Below are 15,608 nucleotides of genomic sequence, written 5' to 3' on the forward strand. Positions count from 1 at the left end.
TTGATGCAAAACTACGACGTCATTATTGTTGGAGCAGGATCGATGGGAATGGCAGCAGGCTACTATCTGGCGAAGCAGGGCGTGCGCACACTCATGATCGACGCCTTTGATCCCCCACACACGATGGGCAGCCATCATGGGGATACCCGTATCATTCGCCATGCGTATGGAGAAGGAAAACAGTACGTCCCGCTTGCGTTGCGTGCACAACAGTTGTGGTCAGAATTGGAACAAGCATCCGGCATACCGATTTTCGCCAAAACAGGTGTTTTGAACGCTGGACCCTTGCATTGTCCTTTCCTGAATGAAATTCGGGAGAGCGCCGAGCAGTACTCCCTGCCGTTGGAAGTACTCCGTGCCGATGAGGTCATGCAACGCTGGCCCGGAATCCATCTGCCTGCTGATTACTACGGTTGCCTGGAGCCTGCCTCAGGTGTACTTTATTGCGAAAACGGCATTCGCGCCTATCGGGAGCTCGCCCTTGCCCGAGGAGCTGCGCTGTTGACGAACACGCCAGTCACGCAGTTGGAACCGGCAGGAAACGGGTTCATCGTGCATACGGAATCTGCCAGCTACCACAGCGATAAAGTCCTTCTATCCGCCGGTGCTTGGAATGGTTCTCTCCTTGACTCATTGGGCTTGTCCATCCCGCTCACGCCTACACGCAAAACGGTCGCCTGGTTTGGTGCTGATGAGAGCCAGTACAGTGCGGATGGCTTTCCCGCTTTCATCTTTCGCCTTCATGACTCCATGTTCTACGGATTTCCCAGCTTGGATGGCAGTGGTGTAAAAATCGGACGCCACGACGGAGGTCAAGTCATCGATCCCGACAAACTGGAACGTACCTTTGGCACCTATTTGTCAGACGAAGGCGATGTTCGCTCTTTTTTGGAAGCGTATATGCCTGGAGCAGCCGGACCATTGCGACAAGGCAAGGTATGCATTTACACCATGACACCGGATGAGCATTTCGTCATTGACCGTCATCCTGAACATTCACAGCTTGTATTTGCAGCAGGCTTTTCCGGGCACGGTTTTAAATTCGCCAGTGCGATCGGGGAAGCGACCAGCCAACTGCTGGTAGAGGGAGCATCCTCCCTAGATCTGTCTATGTTTTCTTGGAAGCGATTCTCCTGAACACACGCTAATGAGCGAAAAAGCCTCTCGCCGCATTTTATGGCAGGAGGCTTTTGTTCGTTTTACCACTCCCAAGACAAAGATCCGATCTGCGCTGAAATTCGACTGCTCACTTGTATGGGAAGTCCAGAAGCTCTCATGGTGGAACGACCGTTGTCGTAGGGAAACAGGTAGGCGAAACCAGGCCGAGTCGCCTGATTGACCAGATAGGCAGACCTCATTGCTCCCGCTCTTCGTTGTTCATTCAAAAATGCTACCATCTCACTCGCTCGTTTGATCCCCGCACCATGCCCGTAATACAAGCCATTGCCGAGAACTACTGCATTTTCCCCTTGCCACTGCGGTGTCGCGCGATCGTAATCAGGATTGGCAAAATAAATCACATCACCAGGCAAGAAGGTATTTGTCCGTAATGTTTGCAAGTCCAGATCCTGATCGTACCGCCAGTCATATAACAAGATGTCCGAAAACATTCGCTCAAAATCGGGTAAACGAATGGACTGTAGGACTGCATGATAAATGATAATGACCATTGCCGTAGCGCACTCCGTAGCGTATTTTTGGCCCTCACGAAAAATATTGATAATCCCGCTGGATGGCAGTACTCCCGGTCGCAAGCGGAATCCGCCCTGGTCAGTTCGAATCCAGTATGCTGGATTGGCACGAGATTCTTCAAAAGTAGAAAAGGCCAGGCCGCTTTCGTTCAGTGCCAAGGCAGACCTCACCAGATGATCACGCATTTTCAGTTCAAATTGCAGGAGCTCAGGAGTCGGATATTCAAATGTTTCATCACTACGTGCCATAATCGCTACCGTTTCACGCTGTACCGCATTTAATCCCCATTCTGCTGCCAACGAGGCGGGATTAGCTGGTCTTCCCGCTATGACGATCATATACAACCTCCCCTTCACACACTGTCCTTCTTATTTGTATGCGAATGCCCATGTCCAAGTGATCGACTTAGAAAAACCATTAGAGAAACACGGAACATAGTGGAGGAGAAGAAAAAGCACAGTTCTCTTCGACTCTGACACGCCAGCAGGGGGGATTCACTGGACGTCTCCATTACAAAAAGGGGACCGTCGAGCCAAAGCCACCCTACGGGCGGAAGATTCTCAAGGGAGAAGTGTTCGACAAGCGTGGTCCCCTTTTTGTAGTTCCGACTGGGTAGGCGTTGTCAAGGTCTACGAGCCCTGTGCTTTTTCTTCTTACTAGCCTTGTGCGCTGATCGATACCTTCTAATAAAAAAATCCCCCGCCTGTTTGACCAGACGTGGGATCTTTTTAGCCTTGTGCTTGTTTGACTGAATGTGCGGTCGGAGTCGTGACATGTTTTAAACGCGAGAACATATAGCAGCCGACAATGACGATTACACTGCCGAGCAATTGGATGAAGGTCATACGCTCCCCGAGCAAAAGAAAGGCGAGAATGGCTGTAAAAATAGGATTGAAATTGAGGAACATACCGGCTGAGGTTGCGCCGACCTTTTGTACACCGATATTCCACAACACCATGCTGACGACAGTCGCCATTACACCAACGTAGAACAGCGACAGCCAAAACGTCCAGTCTGTGTTGCTGATCGTAAATGTGGTGACATTAAAGGGCAGCATCAGCGCGACACCGAAAATCCCCGAGTACAGTGTGGACATCATCGGCGAGACCGTCTTCATCGCCCACCGCCCGCATACGGAGTAAATCCCCCACATGGCGACAGCGGCGAGCATCCACAGATCCCCTGTGTTAAAGTGCAATTGGGACAAGTGTGCGAAGTCTCCTTTTGTCATCACTACAAGCACGCCTGCAAACGAGACAAGCATCGCGACAATCTGCAATGGTCGAATTTTATCGCCCATCAGCAAAAAGGAAAAAATCGCGATCGAAACCGGATTCAGCGTGGACAATAGACCGACATTGGTCGCGTCTGTCCGTTCAAGTGCCCAAAACATGAATAAATTAAAAAGTGCTACACCAGTTACTCCCATCACGATCAAAGGAAGAAGTGCTTCTCGCGTTGGAAAAATCCGCTTTTCGCGTATCCAAACAACCGGCAACAAGCAAACAACAGCAATGAGCCAGCGCAAATTGGTCAGCGTTAAGGAAGACGCGTGCCCGACAAGAAATTTACCGACAACAAAATTGCCTCCCCAAAGGAAGCTGGTACAGAGTAATAGGACGATATACAGCGGTCTCATGATGCCTCCTGCCATGTTGAAAGAGTGTGGAGCTTTTTATTTGTTCTCTATCATACACCTTTCGCCAGCATTTCGGCGGTCATGTTGCACTTTCCATTTTTATCCTTTCAAACCAGAATCCATGATTGAAACACAAAAAGGGGCTATCTAACAGCCCCTTCCTTCACACAGCCAGCCACGACATGATCACCGGCAGCAAGGTAAACGCCCATACCACCGTAATCATCGCTCCGGCAATCACAGCCAAAGTCGCACTGCTTCCTTCTGTTTCCCCACGTTCAAAAGCTTTTACCATCCCCAATGCATGTGCGCCCATTCCGTACATCAAGCCGATGGAAACAGGATGACGGAGCCTCATTCTCTTGATGATTTTGGGAGCCAAAAAAACGCCTGCGAAGCTGGTCAGCATGCCAAATACTGCCGTCATCGTCGGCATACCACCAATTGCCTCGGTTACACTCACCGCAATGGGCAGGGTAATCGAGCGAGGAATGACGCTAATCGCCGCTTCTTTTCCCAATCCGACGAGCATCGTCGTGGAAACACCTGCAATGATGGCAATGAGGGAACCCGTAGCAAGACTCGTCAAAATCATCCGGCGATGCGCCATTAACACCGACCAATTCCGGTACAGCGGAATCGCAAACGCCACTGTAACTACACTCATCATCTCACTAATGAGCGAGGTCGCTTCACTGTACACCTGATAAGGAATGCCTGCGAAAAGCAAAAACAGAATCAATCCAATCGGCGCCAAAATGGCCGGAGAAAACAGCAGAGACGGTCTTTTCTTGTTGAACCGTTTGGCTGCATAGAAGAAAACGAGTGTCAGGAGCACGCTAGACGTTTTCCACAGGATCATGCTGCTTCACCTCTCCACGATTGAACAGTCGCTCAGCAATAACACCTGTCGAAATCATTACTAATGCACAACCGCTCACGACGACCACAAGCACCAGCAATCCTTTTATCCCCAATAACCATGGATACTGCATCATCCCGACCAACGAAGGTACGAAAAACAGGATCATCTGCGAGAATAACAGAGTCGCTCCTGCTTCCACCCACTGTAGACGAATCAAGCCAGTATATAGACATATGAACAAAAGTGCGAGTCCGATCAAACTGCCGGGAACAGGAAGGTGAAAAAACGAGGTCACCCATTTCCCAAGCCAGGTGAAGCCGAACAAAAGTAAAACTTGTGCGATGATGGAGAACCATCTTTTCATCGAGACCACCCCAGTTGCTCTACAAAGGTTGTTCAAAAAGTCACTGTTTGAACGAGTTACCTTCATTCTAAGCTGTCTCGATTCCATTCGTACAATACATAAAAATCATCATTTCTATTCCATTTGGTTATGGCTGTACATTTTCTCTACAAACGATAGGAAAGCCTTTGTCGCATGCGATAAATACCCTTCTTTTCGATAAATCAAGGCATACTGCCAGTCAATCACCGGGTAGGAAATGTTGACGGTGTGCAATTGTCCGTTATTCAAGCGTCTCACAATGGAGCGTGGAATGAGTGATATCCCCAGTTGGGTAGCCACCATCTCTCCGACAAAATCCCATAAAGAGCTCATGTAAGCAACTTTCGGTTCAAAGCCGGACAGCTTGCACGCTTGGCGCACCACATCATGCATCGCGTACTCTTCGGTAAACAAAATGAAAGCCTCGTCCTTGAGCTGTTCCAAGCTCACCTCATCGACTCCCGCGAGCCAATGCTCCCGATGAACGATCGCGACGAGGTCCTCTGCGAGCAAGGGAACCGCCACAAATTTCTCCTGATCCGTTGGAAGAACGGTTAAGGCCACATCGATGCTTCCTTGCTCCATTTGGATTTCAAGCAGCTTGGCGCTGTATTCCTTCATCTCGATATCGATGCCTGGGTACTGCTTTTTAAACAAGGCAATCACATTCGGCAAGAGAAAAGAACCCACCGTTGGCATCATGCCCAGCTTGACCCGACCACGCTCGACATTTCGCAATTCTGCAATCGACGACGACATACCTTCCATCAGTTGCAACACTTTGGTCGCATAGCTATAGACCATTTCCCCTGCATCTGTCAGATCCATTTTCCGCTCCGTCCGATCCAGCAGAACTACCTCAAGCTCTTCTTCCAATGCCTTGATCATTTTACTGATAGAAGGCTGAGAGACGTGGAGGGATTGCGCGGCCTTCGTAAAGTTTTTATGTTTGACTACTTCCACAAAGTAATGTAGCTGTCGAATATCCATGATGCCCTCCGTTTTCGTCCAATCACAAGCGTTAGCTACAGATTACCACAGGCGAGAGTATGCAAAAAAGCCAGGTACGCAGTCGCGCCCTGGCTTTTCCTCTAGCGTGAGTTAGTTCACGGTTACTTGAATTTTTACGACTTTACCATTATACGTAGCCGCAATCGTTGTACGCCCTGCTTTCACAGCGGTGATCTTGCCATCTACTACAGTCGCTACGGAACTGTTCGTAGAAATCCAGTCTGCATCAACTGTGATATCGACCTTGGCTTTGTCTGTATAGACAGCAGATACCTTCAAGTCTTTAGATTCGCCTACTTTGAGAGCGACCTTTTTCGTGTCAAATTCCAGCTTGGAGATGACAGCAGACTCTACAGGGATCGAGATCGTCTTTCCACCATAAGTTGCTTTGATTCTCGTTTTGCCAGAGCCTACAGTTGTCACGACTCCGTTTTCAACTGTAGCGACTTTTGCATCGTCGGATGTCCACTTGGCTTTGCTTGTAACATCGACTTTTTCTTTGGTAGACAAGGTAGCCAGCAGCGTAACCGACTGGGTAGTGTCTGGACGCAGATACAGCTTTTTCTTATCACTGTCCAGCTTGGAGACGACATCCACCTCTACTGGAATAGATACGCTTTTTCCACCGTACTTCACTTTGAGCTTCGCTGTGCCCGAGCCTACTGCTGTAACCAACCCATTCGTTACTGTTACGATTTCCGTATCATCGCTTTCCCACTCTGCATTGGCGGTTACATCAGTGGTAGACTTGTCAGAGAAGGTTGCTGTTGCGTTTACCTGCTTCGTGCTTCCTACGCTCAGAGCCAGTTTCTTCTGGTCAGCAGTGAGCTTGGAAATCACCTCGATCTCAACAGGGACACTCACACTTTTGCCCCCGAAGCTTGCTTTCACTCTTGTTTTACCGGAGCTAACAGCGGTTACCAAGCCTTTTTCAACGCTTGCGATATCACTGTCAGAGGAAGTCCACTCTGCTTGCTGCGTGACGTCTTCCGTTGTTTTATCCGTGTATTGCACGCGGACGTTCAACTGCTGTGTCCCCGCTTTTTTCAATTTTACTGTCTTTGTATCAACCACAAGCTTGGAAATCTTCTTCTGCGTACTTGTCGTCGCAGAATTTGCCAATGCCGGTACTTGGCCGACACTGGAAAAGATCAGCCCAACGGTAACAGCCGTAGCGAGCATACCTTTTTGCCAGTTTCTCATGCTCACATCCCACTCCTTTTCCTTTCTACTTTCCACCATTTTCTATATCGGCTAAACAGCCTTACTTGTTGAATACAAAATGGCAAAGATAGTCATGATTCTTCTGCCCATGTCCCTGCCAAGGGAGCAAAGTGCTGCATCGCCAAAGCTCCTGCTCCCATCACGATTGCCTCCCCCTTCAATTCGGAAGGAATGACGCGAAATTTCCCCTTGAATGGCTCCCAGATCACTTGATCGCTATGCTCCTCGACCAAGTCAATGATTTCGCGATAATTCTCCACCAAATCACCGCTTACAATCACGGTATCTGGATTGTACATGCATACAATATTGTTAATCGTGATGCCGAGGTACAAAGCGGTACGAGAGACGATTTCCTTCGCCCAGCGCTCTTCGTTTCTCGCCGCCGCGAACACCTGACGGACATCACTGACATCCTTCACTCGACGCGCTTCCATGATCAAAGAATTTTCGTCTATGTATGTTTGCAGGCATCCGCGTTTTCCACATTCGCACAGATTCCCATTCGGATCGAGCGTCGTATGCCCCAGCTCTCCTGCGCTATTGGAGCCCCCGCGAAACACTTCGCCATTGATAATCAGCGCAGAACCGATACCCGTGCCAATGCCGATCAAAGCTGTCTTGTTTGACCCTTTGGCAGATCCGTACAAGTACTCCGAGAGGATTTTCACCTTCAAATCGTTGTCGATAACGGTTTTGATTTTCAACCTTTTTTCAATCAGGCTGGCAAACGCTACGTCCTTCCAGTCCAGCGTAGTGGATAGCTGAACAATCCCTCGCTCATAATTGATCACCCCTGGCATCCCAATGCCGATCCCGACCACTTTTTCTAACGGAATGCCTGTCTGTTTGAGCATCCCTTCGATCTCGTTACAAATCAGTTCAGCCGTCTCTTCCGGTGTAGAATCCTGTGTTTTATGATCCATCCGGTGCTGTGCAATAATCGCTTCGCTAAAGTCCATGATTCCAAAGCTGATGCGCTTTTTTGCCATGTCCACGCCGATTGTATAAATGGCCCCCGGCTCGATGTCGAGCATGATTGCCTTCCTGCCCACACCTGATGAGGTAAGCTCCGTCTCCCGAATCAGTCCTTCTTCGCACAGCTCACTGACAAATCTGCCAATCGAGGTAGCGCTCATCCGCGTAATTTTGGCGATTTCTGCACGCGATATCGGTCTCTGCTTTTTGATAATGTCGAGGATCATTTGCTTGTTATGCTGCTTGGTCACGTCCTGATCTTGCTTCATGATTTTTTTCATCATACAAAACTCCCATCTTGCTTGAATTCCCGGTAGCATTCCTGCGCGATTAATCTCACACTACCTGTCGCCATTTATTACGTCAACTGGGCCAAACAAAAACCATCCGAATCACCTCGGATGGTTGCTACGATGCTATCGCTTGTTGTTGTTCAAATCATACGGTGTCTCTTGGTAAACGTAATAGTTTAACCAGTTGGAAAACATCAAATTCGCATGTGCGCGCCAAGTGACGATAGGCTCGCGACTAGGATCGTCCTTTGGATAGTAGTTACGCGGAACAGCAATATCCAAGCCTTTGTTCACATCCCGCTGATACTCATCTTGCAGGGTGGTCGGATCATACTCGGAATGTCCAGTCACAAAAATTTGTCTGCCATCCCTCGTCGCTACGATGTAAACCCCTGCTTCATCAGACTCGGACAAAATCTCCAGTTCAGACACTTGCTCGATGTCTTCCCTTCGATTTTCGGTATGCCTGGAATGCGGAATGTGGAAGTAGTTATCAAATCCACGGAACAGCTTCACATTTTGCTTATTGAGTGTATGAGGGAAGATTCCGAACATTTTTTCTGGCAATGGATGCTTCGGAACGCCAAAGTGATGGTAAAGACCCGCTTGTGCTCCCCAACAAATATGCAAGGTCGAAGTGACGTTCTCCATTTTCCAATCGAGGATTTCTGTCAGCTCCTGCCAATACGTGACGTCTGTGAACTCGAGCTGTTCCACTGGCGCTCCGGTGATGATCATGCCATCAAATCGCTGATCACGGATCTCCTCAAACGTTTTATAAAACATCGACAAATGTTCTTCCGACGTATTTTTGGAAGTATGACTGGACATGTGCAAAAGCACGATTTCCACCTGTAGCGGAGTATTCCCCAGGAGGCGGAGCAACTGTGTTTCCGTTGTTTCCTTCACCGGCATGAGGTTGAGAATGACGATCCTGAGCGGTCGTATGTCCTGTGTGAAGGCACGGCTGTCCTTCATCACAAAAATATTTTCTTGGGCAAGTATTTCCGTTGCAGGCAATTCGTCGGGCAATTTGATTGGCATAAAGATCCCCCTTTCCATCCTTTGAACACAGGTAGAAAAACAATAATCCGACAAATTCGACAAAAATACTAGCCTTCCTGCCAATTCCACAGGGGAAAACGAAAAAATCCCCTTGCAAGCAAGTTGCAAGAGGGCTCTTCCCTTAAATCCAGCCGCGCGCTTCCATCGCCTCCGTGATTCGCAAAAGCGAGATCATATAGGCTCCCGTGCGCAAGTCCACCTTGTATTGATCTGAGAGTTCTTTCACGGCGCGATAGGCGTTAATCATTGTCGTTTGCAGCTTTTCGTTTACCTCAACCTCGGACCAGTAGTAATTCATCAGGTTTTGCACCCACTCGAAATAAGAGACCGTTACGCCACCTGCGTTGGCGAGAATATCGGGAATAACGATAATCCCTTTTTCACGCAAAATGGCGTCTGCATCCGGTGTAGTTGGTCCGTTTGCTGCTTCTGCGATCCACTTGGCCTGAATGCTATGGGCATTCGCTGCTGTGATGACATTTTCCAACGCGGCCGGGATCAGAATATCCACTTCCAGCTCCAACAGTTGTTCATTGGAGATGACCGTACCACCTACATACTCCAAAATGGTGGCGTTGTCTTTTAACTGTCCTACCTTCTCGATGTCCAAGCCAGCAGCATCATAAATACCTCCGCGTGAGTCACTGACCGCCACGATTTTGAAGCCCAGCTCTGTTAAAAGCCTCGCTGCTATTCTTCCCGCATTGCCAAAGCCTTGAATCGCAACGGTTGTTTGCTCCGGCTTGCGTCCAGAATCTTTTAATGCCTCTAGTAAGGTAAAGACGCATCCGCGGGCAGTCGCTTCGTTTCTTCCTTTCGAGCCACCGACACTTAGCGGTTTTCCCGTGATGACTCCCGGAGAATACGCTCCTTTTAATCGACTGTACGTATCCATCATCCACCCCATGATTTGTGGGGTCGTATACACATCAGGTGCAGGTATGTCAGTATCTGGTCCGACAATATCAGCAATAGCTTCCATGAAGCCGCGACTGACTCGTTCCAGCTCGCTTTTGCTGAATTCGTGGGGATCACATATGACGCCACCTTTTCCACCGCCATAAGGAAGACCAACCACGCCACATTTGAATGACATCCACATGGAGAGCGCCTTGACTTCATCCATCGTCACATCCGGATGAAAGCGAATCCCTCCCTTGGTCGGTCCTACCGCATCATTATGCTGAGATCGGTAGCCTTCAAAGACACGCACGCTGCCATCATCCATCTTGACAGGAAAACTAACGGCCAATACTCGTTTGGGTCGCTTTAAAATTTCTACAGCATCACTCCGCAATCCCAACAATGCCGCTGCAGCATCAATCTGTTTCTGCACAATTTCGTATGGATTCAGGTTTTCTTTCTCTACAGTATTTAGCATCTCTCTTCCTCCCCAATACTTTTCACATGTGTTTTTCTACATCACCTTGGCGCAGAGCTAAAGGATGAATGGAGTAATTATATACGATGCAAGTAAATTCAGACAATTCATTTTCTTTGTTTTCACATTATTGTGTTATTTTCGGTACCCAAATAAAAAACGCCCGATGCATCCTCGCGACACATCAGACGTTTTCACTTATTTTTTCAAATATGCCTTCATCAGCTTTGTTTTCGTCTCCCACATCTCTTCGCTGATGTGCAGACGGTAATGCTCCGGATTCAGCATGCGCAAGTATTCAGGCCAAAACAGCTTGAGCTGCTCGCAATGGTAGTTGCGAATCTCTTGGAGGGTCGGCAGTTCATAGACCAGTTCCCCATCCACAAATACCGGTATGAGCAGAGACTCAGCCTGGTAGTTCTCCAAATGCTTGCTCAAATACGTATGGCTCGGATGGAACAAATGGAGAGGGGCTCCCTCATCGACTGTTGTTTCATGCGGGAAGCACATGTAGTCAGCAATCGCTTTGCCTGTTTCCGGATCAATCAATCGGTACATATCTTTGATGCCCGGCGTTGTGACTTTTTCAGGATTCCCGGAGATTTTGATGGTCGGCTGATATTCTCCGTCCGCGCCTTCACGCGCTACCAGCTTGTATACGCCTCCGAGTGTCGGCTGATCCGCTGCCGTGATGAGCTGCGTTCCTACTCCCCAGCTATTTACGCGTGCTCCCTGTACTTTCAGGTTCATAATCGTGTGCTCATCGAGATCGTTGGAAGCGACAATTTGCACATCGGTCATACCTGCCTTATCAAGCATTTCGCGTGTCTTGCAGGACAAATACGTCAGGTCGCCACTGTCCAAGCGCACCGCCGTCAGCTTTTTCCCTTGTTTCTCCAGGCGTTTTCCGACCTTAATTGCATTAGGCACGCCGCTTTTGAGCGTATCGTAAGTGTCGACCAGCAAGGTTACCTGTCCTGGTAGAGCCGCTGCGAAGCGCTCAAATGCTTCCTCTTCGCTCTCAAAGCTCTGTACCCATGAGTGAGCGTGCGTCCCTTTTGTCGGGATGCCAAACATTTTCCCTGCCAGCATGTTCGAGGTCGCGTCGAAGCCAGCCAAATACGCTGCCCGTGTCCCCCACAGCGCAGCATCTGCCTCCTGCGCCCTTCTTGTTCCGAACTCCATGAGAACATCATTGCCCGCAACATTTTTAATCCGCGAAGCTTTGGTCGCAATCAGCGTCTGGTAATTCATGTAGTTCAACAGGGCCGTCTCAACCAACTGTGCCTCCATGACACGCCCCTCTACACGAATCAGCGGCTCGTTCGGGAAAACCACGGTTCCTTCCTTCACGGAGTAGAGCGAGCCCTTAAAACGAAGCTGGCGCAGCTCTTCCAAAAACTTCGGATCGTAGTTCTCCTCCTGCTCACTCAAATACTTGAGATCGCTTTCTTCAAAGCGTAAATTTTTTATATAGGAAACAATTCGTTCCAATCCGGCAGATACAGCGTATCCGTTTCCAAAAGGCAGCTTGCGGAAAAATGCTTCGAAAACGACCTTCTGATTGTGTGTTCCGTTCACCCAATGGGCGTACATCATATTAATTTGATATTTATCTGTGTGTAGTGCCACACCAAATGATTGCATGTCACTGAGGCCTCCTGTGTATTCCTTTCTTTCATCATACCAGAAGCGTCCGCTGGTGCCCATCCGCTGTGGAGGATATTAGGGAATGTGGTATAGTATGGGGATAAAAAGAGAAGCAATCGTGCAGGCTGGGAGTGAGCATAAGTTGAACAGAAAAATCGTTACAATTAGTAAAGGTTTGCCTAAAAGTAATATGTACAACGGCAAGGAATATCTCTCCGGCATTTGGAAGGAGGAAGCGGACGAGCTCGTTGTCCGTTCCGAAAAAATTGATGACGACGATATCGCGAATCCAGCGTACCACGGTGGCCCAGACCGCGTCGTCTGTGCGTATCCTTTTGAACATTATGCCCATTGGGAGAAGTTGCTCGGCCAACCTCTGACCAATGCGGCATTCGGAGAAAATCTCACACTCGCTGGCATGACCGAAGAGCAGGTCTGCATTGGGGATGTGTATCAACTCGGAGATACCATCCTGCAAGTGACCCAAGGCCGATTTCCTTGCGCGACGATCAACAAGCGCAACAACAATAACCAACTGCTCAAAGCGGTGGTGGAAATGGGCTATACGGGCTATTTCTTCCGTGTCTTGCAGGAAGGGACGATCAAGGCGGACTCCCAAATTTCCCTCATCACTGCACATCCAAAACAAGTAACGGTAGCGTCGATTCACCACTTATACTTCCACGACAAATCACCATCCCAAGAGACGATACAGCGTATGCTTGAGGTGGAGGAATTGGCCCTGCCTTGGCGGAATAAACTACTTGAAAAACTGGAAAAGAAGCAGCAATAGTGAAAGGAACGTCTCATGCGAATTAATAAGTTCATCAGTGAAACCGGCATTTGCTCGCGAAGAGAAGCCGATAAATTAATCGAGGCCAAGCGCGTGACGATCAATGGCCAACTCGCGGAACTGGGAAGTACGGTTGCGTCAGGAGATGATGTGCGCATCGATGGGCAGCCGCTCGGTGTCAAAAAGAAAGATGTCTACATCGCCCTGAACAAGCCTGTCGGAATTACGTGTACCACTGAACTGCACGTCAAAGGCAACATCATCGATTTCGTCAATCACCCGGAGCGGATTTTTCCTATCGGGCGACTGGATAAGGATTCGCAAGGACTCATCCTGTTAACCAATGACGGGGATATCGTAAACAAAATTTTGCGGGCGGAGAACAATCATGACAAAGAGTACATCGTCACCGTAGACAAGCCCATCACGGCGAACTTCTTGCACGGAATGGCAAACGGCGTACGCATTCTCGGAACAACTACAAAGCCTTGCAAAGTAACCAAAGTCAGCGACCGTGTCTTCAATATCGTGCTGACGCAAGGGCTGAATCGACAAATCAGACGGATGTGCCAGGCTTTTGGTTATCAGGTGCGAAAGCTCGAACGGATACGCATCATGAACATTGCTCTGGGGAATTTGAAATTGGGGCAATGGCGCAATCTGACGGCCAAGGAATTGACTGATCTAAATAAAAGCTTGTGAAATAGGGACGGGTTGGAGTCTGTATAGCAGCTCCTTCCCGTCTTTTGCATTTGTATGCGAATATTTTATTTTTACTGAAAACGATTATTTACACGCTCCTCCTTCTCCGTTTACCATATAAAAAACCATACGAGAGAAAAGAGGTGGAGAGATTCTCCCCGCACACTTTTAGGGGCGAATCTTGCGAGGATGAAACTGGTTTGTGTCGATTGCAGCAAGGAAGTGCCTGCCCATTTATTTGACTATCAATGCACGTGCGGTGGCTTGTTTGACATTATTCACGATACGTCGACCATCGATACCGAACAGCTAAAGCGCGTCTTTCACGAGCGGCTGTCAGAGCGTATGACACCTTATGCGAGCGGAGTATGGCGCTACAAAGAGCTGATTTTCCCCGAGCTTCCTGAAGAGTACATCACGACCAAGTACGAAGGAAATACAGGACTGTACGCATCTGCACTCATCCAATCGTATGTAGGAAGCAACAGCAAGGTATGGCTAAAAGCACAAAGCGAGAATCCGAGTGGTTCATTCAAAGACAACGGGATGACTGTCGCCGTATCACACGGTCGTTCATTAGGCTATCAACGCTTCACCTGCACATCGACTGGCAATACCTCATCCTCTCTCGCCATGTATGCTGCACTCGCTCATGGCGAATCGTACGTGTTTGTCCCGAACAAAAACATTTCCTTGAATAAAGTCATGCAAACACTCGCCTACGGAGCAAAGGTCATCAGCTTTGATGGCACTTACGATGATGGCATCCGCTTTTACGAGCAATACAGCAAAGAGCTCGGCCTCTATATCTGCAATTCGATCAATCCATTCCGCATTGAAGGGCAGAAGAGTATTGTGTACGAAATCGCCCAGTACCTCAATTGGAACCTCCCCGATTGGGTGGTCATCCCTGGAGGAGCACTAAGCAATGTGACGGCTCTCGGAAAAGGCTTGCAGGATTTGAAAAATCTCGGCTTTATCGAAAAGGTTCCAAGGGTGGCGCTCGTACAGGCGGAAGGTGCTAGCCCATTCCATCGCATGGTCGCAGGCGGGTACACCGAACTGACACCTGAACCCAATCCATATACACGTGCCTCTGCGCTCAACATCGGCAATCCGCCTAGCTGGAAAAAAGCGCTTCGTACATTAGAAGAAACGAATGGCGTTACCTGCTCCGTGACTGATCAAGAGATTCTCGACGCCAAAGCATGGGTGGATAAAAGCGGGATCGGTTGCGAGCCTGCCTCTGCTGCTACGGTCGCTGGATTGCGCAAGCTCATCGCAGGACAAGTGATCGACAAGGACGAAACAGCCGTGTGCATTTTGACAGGAAACATGCTGAAGGATACGGATGCACTGCAAGAGTATCATTTAGGGGAATCGGCACAAGCAAGCTATCCGAACAAAATTGTCTCGGCACAGCTCACGTTGAAAGAGATTGGTGCCATGCTTTCGTAACAGCTCATCTGAATTTTTTTAGTCAATATGCGCGAATAATTTGCTATCCTTTCAATATCCTGTTATGCTAGTAAAGAATTATTTTTGTTCGAAGCAACGGATAGCGTAGATAGCAAATTTTCGTCTAGATGATCCTGAGAGCAAGGATAGTAATATATGTGTGCTACACACTAGGAGGCAATAACAATGGAACAAGGTACAGTAAAATGGTTTAACGCAGAAAAAGGTTTTGGTTTTATTGAGCGCGAAGGTAAAGAAGACGTATTCGTTCACTTCTCTGCTATCCAAGGCGAAGGTTTCAAATCCCTTGACGAAGGTCAAAAAGTTACTTTTGACGTAGAACAAGGCCAACGCGGACCACAAGCTACTAACGTTCAAAAAGTTTAATTTAGCCATACACAAAAACAGACTCCTGCATGGGGGTCTGTTTTTGTGTTGTCTGAGTCTGAAACACAAATAAAAAACCCTACT

At 48.5% G+C, this 15,608-nt stretch carries 15 protein-coding genes; 5 read left to right on the top strand and 10 right to left on the bottom strand.

Annotated features, from left to right (window positions below):
- The first annotated feature begins 3 nt into the window (after positions 1-3).
- Complete coding sequence (gene solA / locus HP568_RS01905) at positions 4-1,137, top strand: N-methyl-L-tryptophan oxidase (protein WP_173628155.1); 1,134 nt, start codon at positions 4-6, stop codon at positions 1,135-1,137.
- 62 nt (positions 1,138-1,199) lie between these two features.
- Here solA and HP568_RS01910 read toward each other — a convergent pair whose 3' ends face one another.
- From HP568_RS01910 to HP568_RS01955, 10 genes are all read right to left on the bottom strand, one after another.
- On the bottom strand, positions 1,200-2,030 hold the full coding sequence (locus tag HP568_RS01910; protein ID WP_048031278.1) for a protein-glutamine gamma-glutamyltransferase: 831 nt from the start codon (positions 2,028-2,030) through the stop codon (positions 1,200-1,202).
- A 390-nt stretch (positions 2,031-2,420) separates the two neighbouring features.
- Complete coding sequence (locus HP568_RS01915) at positions 2,421-3,332, bottom strand: DMT family transporter (protein WP_173628156.1); 912 nt, start codon at positions 3,330-3,332, stop codon at positions 2,421-2,423.
- A 163-nt stretch (positions 3,333-3,495) separates the two neighbouring features.
- Positions 3,496-4,194: an LrgB family protein gene (locus HP568_RS01920; protein WP_048031276.1), complete on the bottom strand. Its 699-nt coding sequence runs from the start codon at positions 4,192-4,194 to the stop codon at positions 3,496-3,498.
- The gene (locus HP568_RS01925) at positions 4,172-4,561 is read right to left on the bottom strand and encodes a CidA/LrgA family protein (RefSeq protein WP_048031275.1); all 390 of its coding nucleotides are present in this window, start codon (positions 4,559-4,561) and stop codon (positions 4,172-4,174) included. Before HP568_RS01925 ends, HP568_RS01920 begins: the two co-directional genes overlap by 23 nt.
- A gap of 114 nt (positions 4,562-4,675) precedes the next feature.
- Positions 4,676-5,572, bottom strand: a complete 897-nt coding sequence (locus HP568_RS01930) for a LysR family transcriptional regulator (RefSeq protein ID WP_048031274.1) — start codon at positions 5,570-5,572, stop codon at positions 4,676-4,678.
- Between the two features lie 111 nt (positions 5,573-5,683).
- Positions 5,684-6,796: an Ig-like domain-containing protein gene (locus tag HP568_RS01935; RefSeq protein ID WP_048031273.1), complete on the bottom strand. Its 1,113-nt coding sequence runs from the start codon at positions 6,794-6,796 to the stop codon at positions 5,684-5,686.
- 92 nt (positions 6,797-6,888) lie between these two features.
- Positions 6,889-8,076 carry an ROK family transcriptional regulator gene (locus tag HP568_RS01940; RefSeq protein ID WP_053079546.1) on the bottom strand — a complete coding sequence of 396 codons (1,188 nt, stop codon included), beginning with the start codon at positions 8,074-8,076 and terminating at the stop codon, positions 6,889-6,891.
- A 135-nt stretch (positions 8,077-8,211) separates the two neighbouring features.
- Entirely contained in the window at positions 8,212-9,132 is a 921-nt protein-coding gene (gene metA / locus HP568_RS01945; protein WP_048031272.1) for a homoserine O-acetyltransferase MetA, read from the bottom strand.
- 142 nt (positions 9,133-9,274) lie between these two features.
- Complete coding sequence (locus tag HP568_RS01950) at positions 9,275-10,534, bottom strand: Glu/Leu/Phe/Val family dehydrogenase (RefSeq protein WP_173628157.1); 1,260 nt, start codon at positions 10,532-10,534, stop codon at positions 9,275-9,277.
- A gap of 198 nt (positions 10,535-10,732) precedes the next feature.
- Positions 10,733-12,181 carry a nicotinate phosphoribosyltransferase gene (locus HP568_RS01955; RefSeq protein WP_048031270.1) on the bottom strand — a complete coding sequence of 483 codons (1,449 nt, stop codon included), beginning with the start codon at positions 12,179-12,181 and terminating at the stop codon, positions 10,733-10,735.
- 145 nt (positions 12,182-12,326) lie between these two features.
- Between HP568_RS01955 and HP568_RS01960 the strand changes: the two genes are divergently transcribed.
- From HP568_RS01960 to HP568_RS01975, 4 genes are all read left to right on the top strand, one after another.
- Positions 12,327-12,977, top strand: a complete 651-nt coding sequence (locus HP568_RS01960; RefSeq protein WP_173628297.1) for an MOSC domain-containing protein — start codon at positions 12,327-12,329, stop codon at positions 12,975-12,977.
- A gap of 15 nt (positions 12,978-12,992) precedes the next feature.
- Complete coding sequence (gene rluF, locus HP568_RS01965; protein ID WP_048031269.1) at positions 12,993-13,679, top strand: 23S rRNA pseudouridine(2604) synthase RluF; 687 nt, start codon at positions 12,993-12,995, stop codon at positions 13,677-13,679.
- A 189-nt stretch (positions 13,680-13,868) separates the two neighbouring features.
- Positions 13,869-15,137 carry a threonine synthase gene (gene thrC / locus HP568_RS01970; RefSeq protein ID WP_048031268.1) on the top strand — a complete coding sequence of 423 codons (1,269 nt, stop codon included), beginning with the start codon at positions 13,869-13,871 and terminating at the stop codon, positions 15,135-15,137.
- A gap of 186 nt (positions 15,138-15,323) precedes the next feature.
- Positions 15,324-15,524, top strand: a complete 201-nt coding sequence (locus tag HP568_RS01975; RefSeq protein WP_048031267.1) for a cold-shock protein — start codon at positions 15,324-15,326, stop codon at positions 15,522-15,524.
- Positions 15,525-15,608: the final 84 nt, after the last annotated feature.

This window comes from Brevibacillus sp. MS2.2 (assembly GCF_013284345.1).
Classification (GTDB): Bacteria; Bacillota; Bacilli; order Brevibacillales; family Brevibacillaceae; genus Brevibacillus; species Brevibacillus brevis_C.

Excerpts from the sequence above, each read along its gene's own strand:
- HP568_RS01920 (WP_048031276.1), bottom strand. The coding sequence starts at position 4,194 with ATGATCCTGTGGAAAACGTCTAGCGTGCTCCTGACACTCGTTTTCTTC.
- HP568_RS01940 (WP_053079546.1), bottom strand. The coding sequence starts at position 8,076 with ATGAAAAAAATCATGAAGCAAGATCAGGACGTGACCAAGCAGCATAAC.
- HP568_RS01925 (WP_048031275.1), bottom strand. The coding sequence starts at position 4,561 with ATGAAAAGATGGTTCTCCATCATCGCACAAGTTTTACTTTTGTTCGGC.
- metA (WP_048031272.1), bottom strand. The coding sequence starts at position 9,132 with ATGCCAATCAAATTGCCCGACGAATTGCCTGCAACGGAAATACTTGCC.
- HP568_RS01950 (WP_173628157.1), bottom strand. The coding sequence starts at position 10,534 with ATGCTAAATACTGTAGAGAAAGAAAACCTGAATCCATACGAAATTGTG.
- HP568_RS01915 (WP_173628156.1), bottom strand. The coding sequence starts at position 3,332 with ATGAGACCGCTGTATATCGTCCTATTACTCTGTACCAGCTTCCTTTGG.
- HP568_RS01975 (WP_048031267.1), top strand. The coding sequence starts at position 15,324 with ATGGAACAAGGTACAGTAAAATGGTTTAACGCAGAAAAAGGTTTTGGT.
- HP568_RS01935 (WP_048031273.1), bottom strand. The coding sequence starts at position 6,796 with ATGAGAAACTGGCAAAAAGGTATGCTCGCTACGGCTGTTACCGTTGGG.
- HP568_RS01910 (WP_048031278.1), bottom strand. The coding sequence starts at position 2,030 with ATGATCGTCATAGCGGGAAGACCAGCTAATCCCGCCTCGTTGGCAGCA.
- HP568_RS01930 (WP_048031274.1), bottom strand. The coding sequence starts at position 5,572 with ATGGATATTCGACAGCTACATTACTTTGTGGAAGTAGTCAAACATAAA.
- HP568_RS01955 (WP_048031270.1), bottom strand. The coding sequence starts at position 12,181 with ATGCAATCATTTGGTGTGGCACTACACACAGATAAATATCAAATTAAT.
- rluF (WP_048031269.1), top strand. The coding sequence starts at position 12,993 with ATGCGAATTAATAAGTTCATCAGTGAAACCGGCATTTGCTCGCGAAGA.
- thrC (WP_048031268.1), top strand. The coding sequence starts at position 13,869 with ATGAAACTGGTTTGTGTCGATTGCAGCAAGGAAGTGCCTGCCCATTTA.
- solA (WP_173628155.1), top strand. The coding sequence starts at position 4 with ATGCAAAACTACGACGTCATTATTGTTGGAGCAGGATCGATGGGAATG.